This window comes from Herbaspirillum hiltneri N3 (assembly GCF_001267925.1).
In the GTDB taxonomy this organism is placed as follows: domain Bacteria; phylum Pseudomonadota; class Gammaproteobacteria; order Burkholderiales; family Burkholderiaceae_D; genus Herbaspirillum; species Herbaspirillum hiltneri.
The window spans coordinates 2,526,962-2,544,906 of record NZ_CP011409.1 but is presented as its reverse complement, the minus strand read 5'-3'; the positions used below and the strand labels follow the sequence as shown (position 1 = coordinate 2,544,906).

At 60.9% G+C, this 17,945-nt stretch carries 16 protein-coding genes; 12 read left to right on the top strand and 4 right to left on the bottom strand.

The annotated features are described in order from the left end of the window. Positions 1-92: 92 nt before the first annotated feature. Positions 93-1,826: a methyl-accepting chemotaxis protein gene (locus F506_RS11595; protein ID WP_053197605.1), complete on the bottom strand. Its 1,734-nt coding sequence runs from the start codon at positions 1,824-1,826 to the stop codon at positions 93-95. 235 nt (positions 1,827-2,061) lie between these two features. On the opposite strand from F506_RS11595, the gene dapC reads away from it, so the two are divergent. The 8 genes from dapC to F506_RS11555 all read left to right on the top strand — a co-directional run bounded on the left by dapC (position 2,062) and on the right by F506_RS11555 (position 10,584). Continuing rightward, a complete protein-coding gene (dapC, locus tag F506_RS11590) occupies positions 2,062-3,270 on the top strand; it encodes a succinyldiaminopimelate transaminase (protein WP_053197603.1) in 1,209 nt (402 codons plus the stop codon). Between the two features lie 102 nt (positions 3,271-3,372). After that, the gene (dapD, locus tag F506_RS11585) at positions 3,373-4,209 is read left to right on the top strand and encodes a 2,3,4,5-tetrahydropyridine-2,6-dicarboxylate N-succinyltransferase (RefSeq protein WP_007875794.1); all 837 of its coding nucleotides are present in this window, start codon (positions 3,373-3,375) and stop codon (positions 4,207-4,209) included. A 122-nt stretch (positions 4,210-4,331) separates the two neighbouring features. Continuing rightward, positions 4,332-4,694: an ArsC family reductase gene (locus tag F506_RS11580; protein ID WP_053197601.1), complete on the top strand. Its 363-nt coding sequence runs from the start codon at positions 4,332-4,334 to the stop codon at positions 4,692-4,694. A gap of 15 nt (positions 4,695-4,709) precedes the next feature. Further along, positions 4,710-5,837, top strand: coding sequence for a succinyl-diaminopimelate desuccinylase (dapE, locus tag F506_RS11575; RefSeq protein ID WP_053197599.1), 1,128 nt, complete (start codon positions 4,710-4,712; stop codon positions 5,835-5,837). Positions 5,838-5,898: 61 nt separating this feature from the next. Beyond that, positions 5,899-6,792 (top strand): 50S ribosomal protein L3 N(5)-glutamine methyltransferase, encoded by an 894-nt coding sequence (prmB, locus tag F506_RS11570; RefSeq protein ID WP_053197597.1) that lies wholly within the window; start codon positions 5,899-5,901, stop codon positions 6,790-6,792. Positions 6,793-6,863: 71 nt separating this feature from the next. Beyond that, on the top strand, positions 6,864-8,879 hold the full coding sequence (locus F506_RS11565) for an ATP-binding cassette domain-containing protein (RefSeq protein ID WP_053197595.1): 2,016 nt from the start codon (positions 6,864-6,866) through the stop codon (positions 8,877-8,879). A 163-nt stretch (positions 8,880-9,042) separates the two neighbouring features. Continuing rightward, a complete protein-coding gene (locus tag F506_RS11560) occupies positions 9,043-9,858 on the top strand; it encodes a cystine ABC transporter substrate-binding protein (protein ID WP_053197593.1) in 816 nt (271 codons plus the stop codon). Positions 9,859-9,924: 66 nt separating this feature from the next. Then, entirely contained in the window at positions 9,925-10,584 is a 660-nt protein-coding gene (locus tag F506_RS11555; protein ID WP_053197591.1) for an amino acid ABC transporter permease, read from the top strand. A gap of 93 nt (positions 10,585-10,677) precedes the next feature. Here F506_RS11555 and F506_RS11550 read toward each other — a convergent pair whose 3' ends face one another. Next, positions 10,678-11,007 (bottom strand): hypothetical protein, encoded by a 330-nt coding sequence (locus tag F506_RS11550; protein ID WP_235471135.1) that lies wholly within the window; start codon positions 11,005-11,007, stop codon positions 10,678-10,680. A 124-nt stretch (positions 11,008-11,131) separates the two neighbouring features. Between F506_RS11550 and ompR the strand changes: the two genes are divergently transcribed. The 3 genes from ompR to F506_RS11535 are packed head-to-tail and all read left to right on the top strand — an operon-like array spanning position 11,132 to position 13,844. After that, on the top strand, positions 11,132-11,887 hold the full coding sequence (gene ompR / locus F506_RS11545; RefSeq protein ID WP_029363066.1) for an osmolarity response regulator transcription factor OmpR: 756 nt from the start codon (positions 11,132-11,134) through the stop codon (positions 11,885-11,887). Next, positions 11,887-13,296 carry a sensor histidine kinase gene (locus F506_RS11540; RefSeq protein WP_235471134.1) on the top strand — a complete coding sequence of 470 codons (1,410 nt, stop codon included), beginning with the start codon at positions 11,887-11,889 and terminating at the stop codon, positions 13,294-13,296. The genes ompR and F506_RS11540 overlap by 1 nt, the downstream gene beginning before the upstream one ends. Before the next feature lie 2 nt (positions 13,297-13,298). Next, on the top strand, positions 13,299-13,844 hold the full coding sequence (locus F506_RS11535; protein WP_144424041.1) for a flagellar protein FlhE: 546 nt from the start codon (positions 13,299-13,301) through the stop codon (positions 13,842-13,844). Between the two features lie 42 nt (positions 13,845-13,886). Here the strand turns inward: F506_RS11535 and radA are convergent, their stop codons facing one another. Together radA and alr are read right to left on the bottom strand one after the other, a co-directional pair. After that, positions 13,887-15,263 (bottom strand): DNA repair protein RadA, encoded by a 1,377-nt coding sequence (radA, locus tag F506_RS11530; protein WP_053197587.1) that lies wholly within the window; start codon positions 15,261-15,263, stop codon positions 13,887-13,889. 1 nt (position 15,264) lies between these two features. Next, entirely contained in the window at positions 15,265-16,353 is a 1,089-nt protein-coding gene (gene alr / locus F506_RS11525) for an alanine racemase (protein ID WP_053197585.1), read from the bottom strand. Between the two features lie 279 nt (positions 16,354-16,632). On the opposite strand from alr, the gene lplT reads away from it, so the two are divergent. Then, on the top strand, positions 16,633-17,901 hold the full coding sequence (lplT, locus tag F506_RS11520) for a lysophospholipid transporter LplT (RefSeq protein ID WP_053197583.1): 1,269 nt from the start codon (positions 16,633-16,635) through the stop codon (positions 17,899-17,901). The last annotated feature ends 44 nt before the right edge of the window (positions 17,902-17,945 follow it).

Sequence of the window (17,945 nt, the reverse complement as noted above, 5' to 3'; positions counted from 1 at the left end):
CGTTTATCGCGGCGACCTGAAACCCCTCTCAATTTGGCTCCGCACCACGGGCCATCGGCGAACGACTCCTCGCCAAGGATCGGAACGGGTTCTTAAAAGGTTTCCCAATCGCCGTCATCCGCCGGGGACGACTTGGCGGGCGCGGATTTCGGCGCAGCAGGCAGGCCAGCTGCCGCCTTGCGCGGCGCGGCGGCGGGAGCTTTCGGCGCGACCCGCGGCGCAGACGCAGGCGCGGCGGCGCGAACGACCGGCGCCGCTGCAACGGCAGTAGCGGCAACACTTTCAGCCTGGAAGAACGCCACGGCATCCTTGAGGCGGCGCGCCTGCTCTTCCAGCGAACCGGCTGCAGCCGCAGCCTGCTCCACCAGCGCAGCGTTCTGCTGCGTGGCCTGATCCATTTGCGTAATCGCCAGATTGATCTGGCCGATGCCGCTGCTTTGCTCTTCGGTCGCCGAGGAGATTTCACCCATGATGTCGGTCACGCGCTGGACCGCGTCGACCACTTCGCCCATGGTCTGTCCGGCGCGCTGCACCAGCTCCGACCCGCTGTCGACGCGCGTTACCGAATCGTCGATCAGGTGCTTGATTTCCTTGGCGGCCTGCGCGCTGCGCTGCGCCAGGCTGCGCACTTCGGAAGCCACCACCGCGAAGCCGCGGCCCTGCTCACCGGCCCGCGCGGCCTCCACCGCCGCATTCAAAGCGAGGATATTCGTCTGGAACGCGATACCGTCGATCACGCCGATGATGTCGGCGATCTTGCGCGAGCTTTCCGTGATGCCTTGCATGGTGTCGACCACCTGCCCGACCACGTCGCCGCCGCGGCGCGCGATGTCGGATGCCGTGTTGGCCAGCTGGCCTGCCTGGCGCGCATTGTCGGCGTTCTGCTTCACGGTCGAGGTAAGTTCTTCCATGCTGGACGCGGTTTCCTCCAGCGACGCCGCCTGCTGTTCGGTGCGCGAGGACAGATCCATGTTGCCGGCGGCGATTTCCTTGGCGCCGGTGTCGATGGAATCGGTGCCGGTGCGGATGCCGCCGATCACCGACGACAATCGCTCGCGCATCACGCTCATTTCATACAGCAGGCTAGTCTTGTCTCCCGCCCGCGTCTTGATCGCCATGGTCAGGTCGCCGGACGCAATGCGCGACGCCACGCCGACCGCATACGCCGGTTCGCCGCCGAGGCTGCGCGTGATGTTGCGGATGATCGCCAGCATCATCGCGGATACCGCAACGCCGATCACGATCAGGATGCCCGCCAGCTTCAGCAGGTTCTTGTAGAAATCGCTTTCCACGTCATTGAGGAAAACGCCCGACACCAGCAGCCAGTCCCACGGCTGGTAGTAGATCAGGTAGCTGACTTTCTGCGTGCGGTTGGTGTCGTCGGCGCCCGGCAGGCGCCCCATGTAATTGACGTAGCCGCGCTGCTGCGCCTTGCCGACCTTGACCATTTCGACGTAGTACAGCTTGCCGTCGCTGTCCTTGCGATCGCCGACATTCTTGCCGACCACGCTCTTGTTGGTCGGATGCATCAGCACCACCGGCTTGGAGTCGAAGACGAAGATGTAGTTGTCGTTGTCGTAACGCATCGCGGCGATGCGTTCCAGCGCCTGCTTCTGGGCATCTGCCAATGTGGTCTTGCCGGCGGCGACTTCGGCTGCATAACTTTTGAGGATGCCTTCGGCGGTTTCAACGACGCGCTTGAGGCCGGCCTCGCGCTCGTTGATCATGTTTTGCCGGGTGTTGAGCGCCGACCATGCCGCCAGCACCAGCAGGCCGATCCACATGACGACCAGCGCCAGCAGCAATTTCGCTCTTAATGTTTTCATACTTGCAACTCCGTTCGTTCCAGATGTGGGGAGATTTATTCTTGAACTGCGCACGATAACTTACTTCGCGGCAAGCACATCACGCGAATAGCGCGGTTTCCCGCCTTCGATTGTTCGATTTGCTGCACTGCCACAGCACCGGCGCGGTCAGCGCCAAAGGTCCGGACCACCTGCCGCTTGTTCAGTATAATGTCGCCCTATCCCACCCCTAGCTACGCGCCTCCGTGAATCCATCGTGAACCCATTACTCGACAAGCTGCAGCCCTACCCCTTCGAAAAACTGAAGAACCTGTTTTCCGACGTCACGCCCAATCCCGACTATCGCCACATCAGCCTCGGTATCGGAGAACCCAAGCATCCGACGCCGGCGTTCATCAAACAAGCGCTGACCGACAACCTGGCCGGCTTGGCGACCTATCCCACCACGATCGGCTCGGAAGCGCTGCGCAGCGCTATCGCCGGCTGGCTGGAGCGCCGCTACGGCTTGCCGAAAATCGATCCGGCCACGCAGGTGCTGCCGGTCAACGGTTCGCGCGAAGCCCTGTTCTCGCTGACGCAAACCGTGGTCGATCCATCGCAAAAAGATGCGCTGGTGATCTGTCCGAATCCGTTCTATCAAATTTATGAAGGCTCGGCCTATTTGTCGGGTGCGCAGCCTTATTTCGTCAACTCCGATCCGGCGCGCAATTTCGCGCCAGACTTCAGCCAGGTTCCGGCCGATGTCTGGCCGCGCGTCAAGCTGCTGTTCCTGTGCTCGCCGGGCAACCCGACCGGCGCCGTGCTGTCGCTCGATGACTGGAAGAAACTGTTTGAACTGTCCGATCGCTACGGCTTCGTGATCGCCTCCGATGAATGCTATTCGGAAATCTATTTCAAGGAAGAAGCCCCGCTGGGCGGCCTCGAAGCCGCCCACAAGCTGGGCCGCGGCTATGATCGACTGATTGCTTTCTCCAGCCTGTCGAAGCGCTCCAACGTTCCCGGCATGCGCTCGGGCTTCGTCGCCGGCGACGCCGCGATCCTGAAGAAATTCCTGCTGTACCGCACCTATCACGGCGGCGCCATGAGCCCATCCATCCAGAACGCCTCGATTGCCGCCTGGAACGACGAGACCCATGTGCAGGAAAACCGCGCCAAATACATCAAAAAATTCAGCCAGGTGACGCCGCTGCTGCAGGAAGTGCTGGATGTATCCCTGCCGGATGCCGGCTTCTATCTGTGGGCAAAGGTCGATAAACTGGCCTCGATCACCGATACGGAATACGCCAAGCGCCTCTATGCCGAATATAATGTCACGGTATTGCCCGGCAGTTACCTGGCGCGCGAAGCCGACGGCGTCAATCCGGGCCAGCAACGCATCCGCATGGCGCTGGTCGCCGAAGTGGAAGAATGCCTGGAAGCGGCGCAACGCATTGTCGCTTTCACACGCAAGCTGGCGGCTGCCTGAGTTTCTTCCGGATCTGCCGCCACCCGAGGTTCCGCATAAAGCATGGACGCATTGACGCAGCGAGCCTCGGTTTTTATTCATTTTCAACCTAGATAAAACAAGATGACCCAATCTATCCAGCAAATCATCGATCAGGCGTGGGAAGACCGCGCCAGCCTGTCGCCGAAGACTGCACCTGCCGATATCCGCAACGCCGTGGCGGAAGTCATCGCCGGCCTGAATGAAGGCACCCTGCGCGTGGCCGATCGCCAAAGCGTCGGCCAATGGCAAGTCAACCAATGGGTCAAGAAAGCCATCCTGCTGTCGTTCCGCCTGGAAGACAACGTCCCGGTCGGCTCCGGCATTCCCGGCTATCCGCAGTTCTACGACAAGGTCCCGACCAAGTTCGCCAACTACACCGCTGAAGATTTCGCCAAGGGCGGCTTCCGCGTGGTGCCGCCTGCCGTTGCGCGTCACGGCTCCTTCATCGGCAAGAACGTCGTGCTGATGCCGTCCTACGTCAACATCGGCGCTTATGTCGATGAAGGCGCAATGGTCGATACATGGGCCACCGTCGGTTCCGCCGCACAGATCGGCAAGAACGTCCACCTGTCCGGCGGCGTCGGCATCGGCGGCGTGCTCGAGCCTGTGCAAGCCGGTCCGGTCATCATCGAAGACAACTGCTTCATCGGCGCCCGTTCGGAAGTCGTCGAAGGCGTGATCATCGAAGAAAACTCAGTGCTGTCGATGGGCGTGTACATTGGCCAGTCGACCAAGATTTACGATCGCGAAACCGGCGAAGTGCATTACGGCCGCGTGCCTGCCGGCTCCGTCGTGGTGCCGGGCAATCTGCCGTCGAAGGACGGCAAGTACAGCCTGTACGCTGCGATCATCGTCAAGAAGGTCGATGCGCAAACCCGTTCGAAGACGTCGATCAACGAACTGCTGCGCGGCGCTTAAGCCGCATCACGGCGCCACGAATTGCCGGCGCGTGCCGGCAATTTCGTTTGCAGCAAACCAAGAGATATGGCCGGCATGCATGACGCCGGCCTTCACTTTTTGTAAAACAGGATGTTGATTTCATGAGCAAGCAAGTCACTCTCTACGGCATTCCCAATTGCGACACGGTCAAGAAGGCGCGCACCTGGCTCGATGCCAACGGCGTTGCGTACACCTTCCACGATTTCAAGAAAGCCGGTCTCGATGCCGGCCTGGTGAAGACCTGGCTCAAGGACATCCCCTGGGACACGCTGATCAATCGCAAAGGCACGACCTGGCGCGGCCTGCCCGAGGAACGCAAGGCCGGCATCACCGACAACGCCAGCGCCACCGCGCTCATCGTCGAGTTGCCGTCCATCGTCAAGCGTCCGGTGCTGGAGACCGGCAGCGCACCGACGCACGTCGGTTTTACCGCAGACCTTTATCAACAGATTTTCAAGAACTGATTTCAAGAATCCATCATGAGCAAAACCCTTGCCCTGACCCAGGAACTGATTGCCCTCTCCTCCGTGACGCCGGAAGACAAGGGCTGCCAGGCGCGCCTGGCTGAACTGCTGGCGCCGCTCGGTTTCGTCTGCGAAACCATCCAGTCCGGCGACGTCACCAACCTGTGGGCACGCAAGGGTACGGCGCAGCCGCTGCTGGCCTTTGCCGGGCACACCGACGTGGTGCCGACCGGCCCGGCCGACAAGTGGCAATCGCCGCCGTTCGTGCCGACGCAGCGCGACGGCAAACTGTTCGGCCGCGGCGCCTCCGACATGAAGACCTCGATTGCGGCGATGGTTGTCGCCGTCGAGGAGTTCGTCGTCGCGCATCCCGATCACAAGGGCTCGATCGGCTTCCTGATCACCAGCGACGAAGAAGGTCCGGCCACCGACGGCACCGTGATCGTCTGCAACCAGCTCAAGGCGCGCGGCGAGCAGCTGGACTACTGCATCGTCGGCGAACCGACATCGGCGAAGCAACTGGGCGACATGATCAAGAACGGCCGCCGCGGCACCATGTCCGGCAAGCTCACCGTCAAGGGCATCCAGGGCCATATCGCCTATCCTCAACTGGCGAAAAACCCGATCCACCTGGCGGCGCCGGCGCTGGCCGAACTCGTCGCAGAGAAATGGGACGCCGGCAACGAATACTATCTGCCGACTTCGTGGCAGATGTCGAACATCCACGGCGGCACCGGGGCATCGAACGTGATCCCGGGCGACGTCGTCATCGACTTCAATTTCCGTTTCTCGACCGCCAGCACGGTTGAAGGCCTGCAACAGCGCGTGCATGCGATCCTCGACAAGCACGGCTTCGATTACGACCTGAAATGGACCGTCGGCGGCCTGCCGTTCCTGACGCCGCGCGGCAATCTGAGCGACGCATTGTCGCTGGCAATCAAGGCCGAGACCGGCATCGATACAGAACTGTCGACCACCGGCGGCACCTCCGACGGACGCTTCATCGCGCAGATCTGCCCGCAGGTCATCGAGTTCGGGCCGCCCAACGACAGCATCCACAAGATCGACGAATACATCGAGGTGCGCTACATCGATCCGCTGAAAAACATTTATCGCCGCACCATGGAAAACCTGTTGCTGTAGTTCCGCAGCGTATCCAGCCAGCCTAGCCCTATTCATTATGTACAGACCGAGAATATCGATCATGACGCCAAACAATTTCGCCACCGTGCGCGACATCCTGCGCTACGCCATCACCAGCTTCAATACCGAGAAGCTGTTCTTCGGCCACGGCACCAACAACGCCTTCGATGAAGCCGCCTACCTGATCCTGCACACGCTCAAGCTGCCGCTGGACCAGCTCGAGCCTTTCCTCGATGCGCGCCTGCTGCAAGGCGAAATCGACAATCTGCTGCGCGTGATCATGCGCCGTACCGAAGACCGCGTGCCGGCCGCCTACATCACCAACGAGGCCTGGCTGGGCGGCTATCGCTTCTTCGTCGATGAACGCGTGATCGTGCCGCGTTCGTTCATCGCAGAACTGATTCCGGAACACTTTTCGCCGTGGGTGCAGGATCCTGCGCAAGTCGAGAACATCCTCGACCTGTGCACCGGCTCCGGCTGCCTGCCTATCCTGATGGCCGATGCCTTCCCGCAGGCGCGCGTCGAAGCTGTCGACATTTCACCGGAAGCGCTGCAAGTGGCGCGCCGCAACGTCGACGACTACGACCTGGGGGATCGCATCAACCTGGTCGAGTCCGATCTCTATGCCAAACTGCCCGCACGCAAGTACGACCTGATCATCAGCAATCCGCCCTACGTCAATTCGGACTCCATGAGCAAGCTGCCGCAGGAATACCTGCAGGAGCCGCAGATCGCGCTGGCCGGCGGCAAGGACGGCATGGACCTGGTGCGCAAGATCGTCAAGGGCGCAGCCCAGCGCCTGACGCCGAACGGCGTGCTGATCGTCGAAATCGGCAACGAACGCGCCTATGCCGAAGCCGCCTTCCCCGACCTCGAATTGACCTGGGTCACGACCAGCGCCGGTGACGACATGGTGTTCCTGCTGACGGCGGATCAATTGCAGCATCTGGCCTGATCTGCCGCTTCAGGCCCCGTTTCTCCACTTCGTTCCAACCTGATTTTTTCTTCTTTGATTGCAGTTTCACGATGATTCGTTTTCAGCAAGTTACCCTGGCCCGCGGCGTTAAACCCTTGCTGGAGAATGTCGACGTCACGCTCAACCCGGGCGACAAGATCGGCCTCATCGGCGCCAACGGCGCCGGCAAATCCAGCCTGTTCGCCATGTTGCGCGGCGAACTGCATGCCGACCAGGGCAACATCGACTATCCGGCCAAATGGCGCGTTGCCTACGTCGCCCAGGAGACCCCGGCGCTCGAGCGTCCCGCGGTCGAATACGCGATTGACGGCGACGTCGCCTTGCGTCGCCTGGAAGCCCAGCTGGCCGCCGCCGAAGCCGAACCGGAAAGCGCCGAAAACGGCATCCGCATCGCTGAACTGTACGGCGCCCTGGCCGACGCCGATGTCTACACGGTGCGTTCGCGCGCCGAGCAACTGTTGCTCGGCCTGGGCTTCACGCTGGAGCAGATGGAGCGTCCGGTGGCAAGTTTTTCCGGCGGCTGGCGCATGCGCCTGAATCTGGCGCAGGCGCTGATGTGTCCGTCCGATTTGCTGCTGCTCGATGAACCGACCAATCACCTGGATCTGGACGCCATCATCTGGCTGGAAGACTGGCTCAAACGCTATGCAGGCACCCTGATCATCATTTCCCATGATCGCGACTTCCTCGACGGCGTGGTCAACGTGATCGTGCATATCGACGAGCGCAAGCTGAAACGCTATTCCGGCAACTACTCCGCCTTCGAACGCCAGCGCGCCGCCCAACTCGAACTCGCGGCCGGCATGATCGAGAAGCAGATGCGCCAGCGCGCGCATTTGCACTCGTTCATCGATCGCTTCAAGGCGAAGGCAAGCAAGGCAAGGCAAGCCCAAAGCCGCATGAAGGCGCTGGCGAAGATGGAAGAGCTGGCGCCCTTGCGCGCTGCCGCCGAGTTTTCATTTGAATTCCGCGAACCGTTGTCGGCGCCGAATCCATTGCTGGTGATGGAAAAGGTCAACGCCGGCTATCGCAGCGAAGATCCTGAAACCTACGAAACCACCGAGAAAGTGATCGTCGGCGGCATCGACTTCTCGCTGCAGACCGGCCAGCGCATCGGCCTGCTCGGCGTCAACGGCGCCGGCAAATCGACGCTGATCAAGACCATCGCCAACGAGCTGTCGCCGATCGCCGGCACTGCCCAGTTCGGCAAGGGCCTGGTCATCGGTTACTTCGCCCAGCATCAGGTCGAAATGCTGCGTCACGACGAATCGCCGCTATGGCATCTGGCGCGCATCGCGCCGGACGTGCGCGAGCAGGAACTGCGCAACTTCCTCGGCAGCTTCAACTTCAACGGCAACATGGCATCGTCGAGCATCGCGCCGTTTTCCGGCGGTGAAAAGGCGCGCCTCGCGCTCGCGCTGATCGTCTGGCAACGCCCCAACCTGCTGCTGCTCGATGAACCGACCAACCATCTGGACCTGGAAACGCGGGAAGCGCTGACCATGGCGCTGGCGCAATTCGAGGGCACGCTCGTTTTGGTCTCCCATGATAGACATCTGCTGCGCGCCACCACCGACCAGTTCCTGATCGTCGCCGACGGCAAGCTGCAACCCTTCGACGGCGATCTCGACGATTACCGCGATTGGCTGTTCAAGACCAAGCTGGCCGCCAAGAACAGCGCAACGGAAGCGGCCCAAGCTGCTGCGGCGAAGCCGAAAGCCGAACCGAAGGTCGAGCGGAAAGCGGCGGAACCGGTCGTGGCCGCAGCGCCTGCCGGCGACCGGCGCGAACAAAAGCGTCTCGACGCCGGCGAACGCCAGCGCCTCGCTGGCTTGAAAAAGCCGATCGAATCGCGCATCAAGCGCCTGGAAGAACAGATTGCCAAATGCAATGAAAAGAAGACCGCCATCGACGCCCGCCTTGCGGCGCCCGATATCTACGACGCCGCCAACAAGGAAGAACTGAAGAAGCTGATCGCCGACCAGGCCTATTGCAGCAAGGAACTGGAACAACTGGAAGAAGACTGGCTGGGGCAGCAGGAAGCGCTGGAACAGCTGGTCGCCTGAAGGGTCTGCTGAAGACGCGGAGAAACGCGACGCCAGATCGTCTTTATCCAGCCTCTCCATATAAACTTCTTACGTAGATGTCTTTGGGCTAAGATTGAAAAACGATTAAGCTGCTCGCATATCGGGTTTCCACCGATCAATACAGATTATCAAAGGAACAGACATGGCATTCGCTCAATTCCGCAAATTGTCCCCCTTGCTGGCCGGCCTGCTACTTGCCGTTACAGCCAGCGCCACTGTCGGCGCCCATGCAGCCGACCTGCTCGACACGGTCAAGGCGCGCGGCACGCTGAAGGTAGCGCTGGAAGGCAACTATCCGCCGTTCAATTTCAAGGACCCGAAGACCAGTGAACTGACCGGTTTTGAAGTCGACGTCGCCAAGTTGCTGGCCGCCAAGCTGGGCCTCAAGCCTGAATTCACCACCACCGAGTGGAGCGGTATCCTGGCAGGCCTGGGTGCCGGCAAGTATGACGTCATCATCAATCAGGTCGGCATCACGGACGAGCGCCAGAAGGCGTTCGACTTCTCCGATCCGTACACCCTGTCGAGCGCACAGCTGATCGTGCGCAAGGACGAGAAGCGCGAATTCAAGAGCCTGGAAGACCTGAAGGGCAAGAAACTTGGCCTGGGCCAGGGCACCAACTTCGAACAGAAGGCCAAGTCCGTCCCCGGCATCGACGTCAAGACTTATCCGGGCTCGCCTGAGTACCTGGCCGATCTGGCCAGCGGCCGCATCGACGCCGCACTCAACGACAGCCTGCTGGTCAGTTACCTGCTGAAGTCCTCGAACCTGCCGCTCAAGGGCGGTTCGCCGATCGGCGCCGTCGACAAGATCGGTATCCCCTTCCAGAAGGGCAATCCGCAATTCAAGGCAGCGCTGAACAAAGCCCTGGCCGATATCCTGAAAGACGGCAGCTTCAAGCAGGTGTCGATAAAATGGTTCGGCATTGACGTGAGCAAGCCGCCGACCGCACAATAAGCTCCGGATTCACTTTAAAACCGATATCCCCGCACTGTTGCGGGGATATTTTTATTTGCCGACAAAATGGAAATTTGGGATTTGCTGCACCAGGCGGCGCCGATCATGCTCAGAGGCGCCGGCTATACCCTGCTGTTCGCGTTGTCCTCGATGCTGGGCGGGCTGGTGCTCGGTTTCGTGCTGGCGGTGGCGCGCATCGTGCCGTGGAAGTTCGTGCACTGGCCGGCAGCGGTCTACGTCAGCCTGATGCGCGGCACGCCCCTGCTGGTGCAGATTTTCGTGGTCTATTACGGCCTGCCCAGCGTCGGCATCGAATTCTCGCCGCTCATGGCGGGTGTACTGACGCTGAGCCTGAATGCCGGCGCGTATTTGTCGGAGAGCCTGCGCGGCGCCATCCTCGGCGTCACCCGCGGCCAGTGGAGCGCCAGTTACAGCCTCGGCCTGACCTATCCGCAAACGCTGCGCTACGTCGTGGTGCCGCAAGCGGTTCGCATCGCCGTGCCCTCGATGAGCAACACCCTGATCAGCCTGATCAAGGACACTTCGCTGGTGTCGGTCATCACCGTGACCGAACTGATGCTGTCGACCAAGGAAATCATCGCAGTGACCTTCCGTCCGCTGCCTTTGTATATCGCGGCAGCGATGGTGTACTGGTTCCTGAGCATCTGCTTCGAAGCCTTGCAGCATCGGCTGGAGAAGAAACTGGAACGCGCCCATCAGACCTGACCGCGCTACAGCACCTGCTCCCGGAAATGCCTCGCCCATGAAAAAGCCCGGACTGGAAAGCCCGGGCTTTTTGTTGTCTTCCATGTCGCGTCGTCAGCGCTTGACGCGATAAATATCCTGTCCGGCCTCGTCGATCTGGCGGCGCAGCTCACGCCGTTCGTCGGGGCTCAGCTTGCCGCGGCGCTGGTTGGCATCCTGCTCTTGCTGCTGAGGCCGATTGCCTCCGTTGCCGAAATTATTGCCGCCCTGATGACGGAAATCGGCCGACTGCCCCGGCCCGCCGCGCGGTCCTTCAGGAGGGCGCGCCAGCGCGCCGGCAGTGCTCAACGCAAGCATGACTGCAGCAATACCTATCCTCTTAGTTACGGCAATATTCATAGCGGCATTTTTCCACATTTCCAAGCCATCGACAAAGTGCTTCATCAATGGAGCCAGTGTAGTTTGCCCGGCCGGATGGTATAAGATGATTAAGGTAAGGTATGTAACAGTTTGTAATCTTTGGGCTGTTACATATTGCCGATCGCCGCGAAGACGCTACCATAACGCCATGAATACGACCAACACAAGCACAACAGCCACTCCCGCCCACCAATCGAAAATCCTGGTGGTGGATGACGACATCCGTTTGCGCGACCTGCTGCGCCGTTACCTGACCGAGCAAGGCTTCAACGTCGTCACGGCGGAAAACGCCCAGGCCATGAACAAGCTGTGGATCCGCGAGCGCTACGACCTGCTCGTGCTGGACCTGATGCTGCCCGGTGAAGACGGCCTCGCCATCTGCCGCCGCCTACGCGGCGCCGGCGACCAGACGCCGATTATCATGCTGACCGCCAAGGGCGAAGACGTGGATCGCATCATCGGTCTCGAAATGGGCGCCGACGATTACCTGCCCAAGCCATTCAATCCCCGCGAACTGGTGGCGCGCATCAACGCGGTCCTGCGCCGCAAGGGTCCGGACGAATTGCCGGGCGCGCCTTCGGAGTCGCCCGAGTCGTTCGAATTCGGTGAATTCGTCCTCGATCTCGGCACGCGCACCCTGAAGAAAAAAGGCGAGACTGTGCCGCTGACCACCGGTGAATTCTCGGTGCTGAAAGTATTTGCCCGCAATGCGCGCCAGCCGCTGTCGCGTGAAAAACTCATGGAAATGGCCCGCGGCCGGGAATATGAAGTCTTCGATCGCAGCCTCGACGTGCAGATCTCGCGCCTGCGCAAACTGATCGAACCCGATCCGGCCAACCCGCTTTACATCCAGACCGTATGGGGCCTTGGTTACGTCTTCATCCCCGAGGGCAAGCCGCGCTGATGCGCCTACCCAATCCGGCCACCGGCATTCACAACATGAGCTATCAAGCGCGCCAACGATGGTTCAGCAACGGTCTGTTCTGGCGCACCTTCTTTTTGCTGACCTTCCTGATCACCGCCAGCATGGTGGCGTGGGTGGCCAGCTTCCGCATGGTCGAACGCGGTCCGCGCGCCGAGCAGCTCGCCGCGCAGATCGTGTCCGTCGTCACCATCACGCGCGCCGCCCTCACCCATTCTGCGCCGGAAATGCGCCGCGAATTGCTGTTCGACCTGGCCAGCAACGAAGGCATCCGCATCTATCCGCTCGAAAAAACCGACAAGATCACACCGCCCGACGATTCGCCGGTGTTGCCGGAACTGGAGTTTTACGTCAAACAGGCAATGGGCGACGATACCCAGTTCGCGTCGGGCGTCAATGACGTTGACGGTTTCTGGATCAGTTTCAAGATCGATGAAGACGCATACTGGCTGATGCTGGACCGCGGCCGGCTGGATCGCACCTCGAGCCTGCAATGGCTGGGCTGGGGCTCGATTGCGCTGGTGCTGTCGCTGATCGGCGCGGTGTTCATCTCCACACTGATCAACCAGCCACTGGCGCGATTGACCGCTGCCGCACGCGCCATCGCCAAGGGCAAGCAGCCCGATCCGCTGCCCGAATCGGGTCCGACCGAAATCCGCGAAGCCAACCTCAGCTTCAACCAGATGGTGGCCGACCTGGACCGCATCGAATCCGACCGCGCCGTCATCCTGGCAGGCATTTCGCACGATCTGCGCACCCCGCTGGCGCGCATGCAGCTGGAAGTCGAGATGGCCAGGCTGTCCGACGAAGCGCGCGACGGCATGCATTCCGACCTGGCGCAGATGGACGCCATCATCGGCCAGTTCCTCGACTACGCCAAACCGTTCGATAGCAGCAGCTTTACGCCGGTGGATTTGTCCGGCCTGCTGGAAGACGCCGCCAACAACACCAAGCGCCTGAGCGACGTCATGGTCAGCACGGCGATCTCGCCCGGCATCGACATCATGGGCAACACGGTCGAGCTCGAACGCATCATCAGCAATCTCATCGAAAACGCACGTCGCTACGGCAAGACTGCCGGCACCGACGTCGCCAACATCGACATCCTGTGCAAGGTCGAAGACCGCCACGTCAAGGTGGAAATTTCCGACCATGGTCCGGGCGCGCCGGACAGCGAACTGGAACATCTGCTGCGCCCGTTTACGCGGCTCGATACAGCGCGCGGCCAGGCCAACGGTTCAGGACTCGGGCTGGCGATCGTCAATCGCATCGTCATTCGTCACAACGGCAAGCTGGCCTTGCGCAATCGCGATGGCGGCGGCCTCGTGGTGCAGATGATGTTCCCGACGGTCCCGGCTCGCAGCGGCAACCCGCGCAAACAGGCGGTTTAATCGTGGCGCTGCTGCGTATTTTTCCGGCGATGACGCTTGCTCTTGCCGGCGCAGTCTCCGCACAAACCCGCGTCGATCGCACGCTGAGCATTCCGGCTGCCGGCTCTCCCGCCATCGCTTCGCCGCATGCAGCCGTCATTGCACCGCCACCGCAAAACATGCCGCCTCCACCTCCAGCTTCTCGCGGACCGAGCGGGTCTTACGCGGCTGATGCAATGGGCGCCACCATCGTGGCGAAAAACGCGGATTACGAGACCACCTTCGCCATCGGCGCGCCGGTTCCTCCGGGCGCATCGATCAGCAATGTGTCATGGAAGTACGGCTTGTCGGAAAAGCCTGTCGGATTTGAAGCGATCTTGTGCTGGAATAACCGCGAGCGCTGCTGGAACGTGACCAACAACGCCAGCGGCAGCACTGCCGCTTTCAACGGCAAGGACGCCGCGCGGCCTTTCACGCTGCACTATCGCGTCAAGGGTGGCGGCCAGCTCGGACCGCCGGCGCGCGGCGAAATGAATCAGGTCATCGTCACTTACGACCTGCCGGGCTGAATCGGATTCAGGCGCCCGGCCCCCGATCATTCGGTCATTCGATCATTCGTCAATGTCGCGAATCTTCTGCAATGCCTCGTCGATGCGCTCGACGGCAACCACTTTCAATCCTTCGATCTCCTGCTTGGGTGCATTGGCCTTCGGGATCATCGCAATGGAGAATCCCAGCTTGGCCGCTTCACGCAAACGCTCCTGACCGCGCGGCGCGGGACGGATCTCGCCGGCCAGGCCGACTTCGCCGAACACCACCAGCCCGCGCGGCAACGGCTTGTTGCGCATCGAGGAATTGATCGCCAGCAGCACTGCAAGATCGGCGGCCGGTTCGGTGATCTTGACGCCGCCGACGGCATTGATGAAAACGTCCTGATCGAAAGCGGCGATGCCCGCATGGCGATGCAATACCGCCAGCAACATCGCCAGACGGTTTTGCTCAAGGCCGACAGACAAGCGGCGTGCGTTGGGCACGTGGGAGCTGTCGACCAACGCCTGGATTTCCACCAGCAAGGGACGCGTTCCTTCCTGCGTGACCATCACGCAGGAACCCGGCACCTGGCTGTCATGCTGCGACAGGAACAGCGCGGAAGGATTCGACACGCCCTTCAGGCCCTTCTCGGTCATGGCGAAGACGCCCAGTTCATTGACTGCGCCGAAGCGGTTCTTGAACGCGCGCACCAGACGGAAACTGGAATGGGTATCGCCTTCGAAATACAGGACGGTGTCGACGATGTGCTCCAGCACGCGCGGACCGGCCAGCGCGCCTTCCTTGGTGACGTGGCCGACCATGATGATGGTCGTATCGGAAGTTTTGGCGAAACGCGTCAGTTGCGCCGCGCATTCGCGTACCTGCGCCACCGAGCCAGGGGCCGAGGACAGCGCATCCGAATAGAGGGTCTGGATCGAATCGATCACGGCAACATCGGGCTTGTGTTCCGCCAGCGTCGAGAGGATTTTCTCCAGCTGGATTTCGGCCTGCAGCTTGAGGTCTTTGGCGTCCACCGCCAGGCGTTTCGCGCGCAAGGCGATCTGCGAACCCGACTCTTCGCCGCTGACGTACAGCACCTGCTTGAGCTTGGAAATGTTGCCCAGCGCCTGCAGCAGCAGGGTTGACTTGCCGATGCCCGGGTCGCCGCCGATCAGCACGACGCCGCCCGGTACCAGCCCACCGCCAAGCACCCGGTCAAACTCTTCGATACCGGTGCCGAAACGCGGCACGTCGATCGCTTCGATATCGACCAGCGACAATACCGGCGCGGTCTGCGCCAGCCCCTGGGGCTGATTGGAATAGCGATTGACGCCGGCCGTTTCGATCAGGGTCTCCACCAGCGTATTCCACTGGCCGCAGGCAGGACATTGCCCTGCCCACTTGTTGCTGACGCCACCGCATTCGGTACACGTGTAATTCGTTTTGGCCTTTGCCATATCAGATCTTCTCTTGCACGGTGACGCGCGGCGCCAGTGCGCACATCAATTCATAGCCGATCGTGCCTGCTGCAAATGCGACCTCGTCGATCGGAAGTTCTTCGCCCCACAGCACCACGCGGCTGCCCACTCCGGCGTCTGGAATATCGCTCAGGTCGACCGTCAGCATGTCCATCGATACGCGCCCGATGGTGCCGGTGCGCACGCCGTCGACAATCACCGGCGTGTTGTTGGGCGCATGGCGGGGATAGCCATCCGCGTAACCGCAGGCGACGATGCCGATCTTCATGTCCTTGTCGGCGACAAAACGGCTGCCGTAGCCAACCGCATCGCCGGGACCGATTTCCTGCACGCCGATAATCCGGCTCTCCAGCGTCATCGCCGGGCGCAAACCGAATTCCTTCGCAGTGCCGCCGCCCGGTGTGCCGCCGTAGAGCATCACGCCCGCGCGCACCCATTCGTAAGCCAGGTCGGCATGCATCAAATCAGCCGCCGAATTGGCCGCGCTGTGGGCTCCTGCCAGCCCTGCGGTGGCGGCATTGAAGCGCCTGACCTGCTCGGCCAGCGGCAGGTCGGGATTGGCCGGATCGTCGGCGTTGGCGAAATGCGTGATCATGGTGATGCTGCGCACGCAATCCAGCTTCTGCAGGCGTTCGTAGGCGGCGCGATAGACTTCCGGCTTGAAGCCGAGGCGGTTCATGCCGCTGTTCATCTTGAGATGGACATCGAATCGGGCTGTCTGCGCGTCGAGTCCCGCCGCTTCCAGCAAGGCGATCTGCTCGTCGCAATGCACCGCGAACTGCAAGCCGTGCTGCGCCAGCACCGGGATATCGTCGGCGTCGAAGAAGCCCTCCAGCAGCAAGATGGGCTTGGTCCAGCCGAGCTCGCGCAACTGCACCGCATAATTGACCTCGACCAGCGCCAGGCCGTCGGCTTCGGCGAAGGCACGTATGGCGCGTCCCAGGCCGTGCCCGTATGCCTGCGCCTTGACCACGGCCCAGGCCTTGGCATGCGGCGCGTGCGATTTGGCGACGGCGAGATTATGTTGTAGCGCGGAAATATCAATAGTGGCAACGATTGGTCTGGGCATAAGCGCTCATGAAATACTGGCAAACTGAATACCGGTCCGAAAGCCGGACCGAAAGCCTGCAAAGCAGATGAAAATGGGAGAAATGCCGGGAATCAGGCCAAATCCCCCGCTTCGGGAACAAGCTGCCATTTTACCGGACCAACTTGTTTCGAAGAAGCGGGAAAGAGCTTGCTCAAAACGCGCCGGCCATGCATTTTCCCTCATCATACTTATCACTGGCATGTCATCTTTTCATGGTATAAAGCAAGCCGGAGATAATTTGTCACATCTTGGATACGGATGAATCGCGGCTTTTACACCATCATGGCGGCGCAGTTTTTTTCGTCGCTTGCCGATAATGCACTGCTGATCGCAGCTATTGCACTCCTCTCGGAGATGCACTCTCCGGCATGGATGACGCCGCTGCTGAAATTGTTCTTCGTGCTCTCGTACGTGCTGCTGGCGGCGTTCGTCGGCGCCTTTGCGGATGCGTTCCCCAAGGGCAAGGTGATGTTCATCACCAACCTGATCAAGGTGGTCGGTTGCGCCCTCATGTTCTTTACCGTTCATCCGCTGATCGCCTATGCCGTGGTCGGCTTCGGCGCTGCGGCGTACTCGCCGGCAAAATACGGCATCCTGACCGAACTGTTGCCGCCCGAGAAGCTCGTGGCGGCCAACGGCTGGATCGAAGGACTGACGGTCGGCTCCATCATCTTCGGCACGGTCTTAGGCGGTGCGCTGGTCAATCCGCACATTGCCTCCACCTTGCTGGCCTTCGATTTCCCGGTGCTCGACTTCAACATCAACACCCCTACCGAAGCCGCACTCTGCATCATCACCGTCATTTACATCGTGGCGGCAATCTTCAACCTTAACATCCCCGACACCGGCGCCCGTTACGCCCACCAGCAGCACAATCCCGTCAAACTGATCGCCGACTTCGGAAACTGCTTCATCACCCTGTGGAAAGACAAGCTCGGCCAGATTTCACTGGCGGTCACGACGCTGTTCTGGGGTGCCGGCGCCACGCTGCAGTTCATCGTCCTGAAATGGGCGGAAAAATCTTTGCACATGCCACTCGACAAAGCCGCCATCCTGCAAGGCGTGGTTGCGCTTGGCGTCGCACTGGGAGCGGTCGGGGCCGCCCGTTTCGTACCGCTCAAGAAATCGCTGTCGGTGATGCCGCTGGGTATCATCATGGGCCTGGTCGTGATGGCCATGACCATGGTGACGTCGATCTGGGTCGCTTACCCGCTGCTGATCGTCATCGGCGCCTTGTCCGGCTACTTCGTGGTGCCGATGAATGCATTGCTGCAGCACCGCGGCCACGTGCTGATGAGCGCCGGCCATTCGATCGCGGTGCAGAACTTCAATGAAAATCTCTCGGTGCTGACCATGCTGGTGCTGTACGCCGTCATGGTGCGCCTCAATCTTGACGTCAACATTGTCATCCTGATCTTCGGCGTCTTCGTCGCCAGCATCATGTACTTGATCATGCGCCGTCACGCGACCAACCAGCGCGATCATGATTCGCTGGCGCTGATCGGCGAACACAAGCACGACGAATAAAAAAAGCGTACGGCAAATCCGTACGCTTTTTTATTGTGCATCTA

Bases quoted from the DNA above. Each gene is read 5' to 3' on its own strand.
- F506_RS11595 (WP_053197605.1), bottom strand. From the start codon at position 1,826: ATGAAAACATTAAGAGCGAAATTGCTGCTGGCGCTGGTCGTCATGTGG.
- dapD (WP_007875794.1), top strand. From the start codon at position 3,373: ATGACCCAATCTATCCAGCAAATCATCGATCAGGCGTGGGAAGACCGC.
- F506_RS11580 (WP_053197601.1), top strand. From the start codon at position 4,332: ATGAGCAAGCAAGTCACTCTCTACGGCATTCCCAATTGCGACACGGTC.
- dapE (WP_053197599.1), top strand. From the start codon at position 4,710: ATGAGCAAAACCCTTGCCCTGACCCAGGAACTGATTGCCCTCTCCTCC.
- prmB (WP_053197597.1), top strand. From the start codon at position 5,899: ATGACGCCAAACAATTTCGCCACCGTGCGCGACATCCTGCGCTACGCC.
- F506_RS11565 (WP_053197595.1), top strand. From the start codon at position 6,864: ATGATTCGTTTTCAGCAAGTTACCCTGGCCCGCGGCGTTAAACCCTTG.
- F506_RS11560 (WP_053197593.1), top strand. From the start codon at position 9,043: ATGGCATTCGCTCAATTCCGCAAATTGTCCCCCTTGCTGGCCGGCCTG.
- F506_RS11555 (WP_053197591.1), top strand. From the start codon at position 9,925: ATGGAAATTTGGGATTTGCTGCACCAGGCGGCGCCGATCATGCTCAGA.
- F506_RS11550 (WP_235471135.1), bottom strand. From the start codon at position 11,007: ATGAAGCACTTTGTCGATGGCTTGGAAATGTGGAAAAATGCCGCTATG.
- ompR (WP_029363066.1), top strand. From the start codon at position 11,132: ATGAATACGACCAACACAAGCACAACAGCCACTCCCGCCCACCAATCG.
- F506_RS11540 (WP_235471134.1), top strand. From the start codon at position 11,887: ATGCGCCTACCCAATCCGGCCACCGGCATTCACAACATGAGCTATCAA.
- radA (WP_053197587.1), bottom strand. From the start codon at position 15,263: ATGGCAAAGGCCAAAACGAATTACACGTGTACCGAATGCGGTGGCGTC.
- alr (WP_053197585.1), bottom strand. From the start codon at position 16,353: ATGCCCAGACCAATCGTTGCCACTATTGATATTTCCGCGCTACAACAT.
- lplT (WP_053197583.1), top strand. From the start codon at position 16,633: ATGAATCGCGGCTTTTACACCATCATGGCGGCGCAGTTTTTTTCGTCG.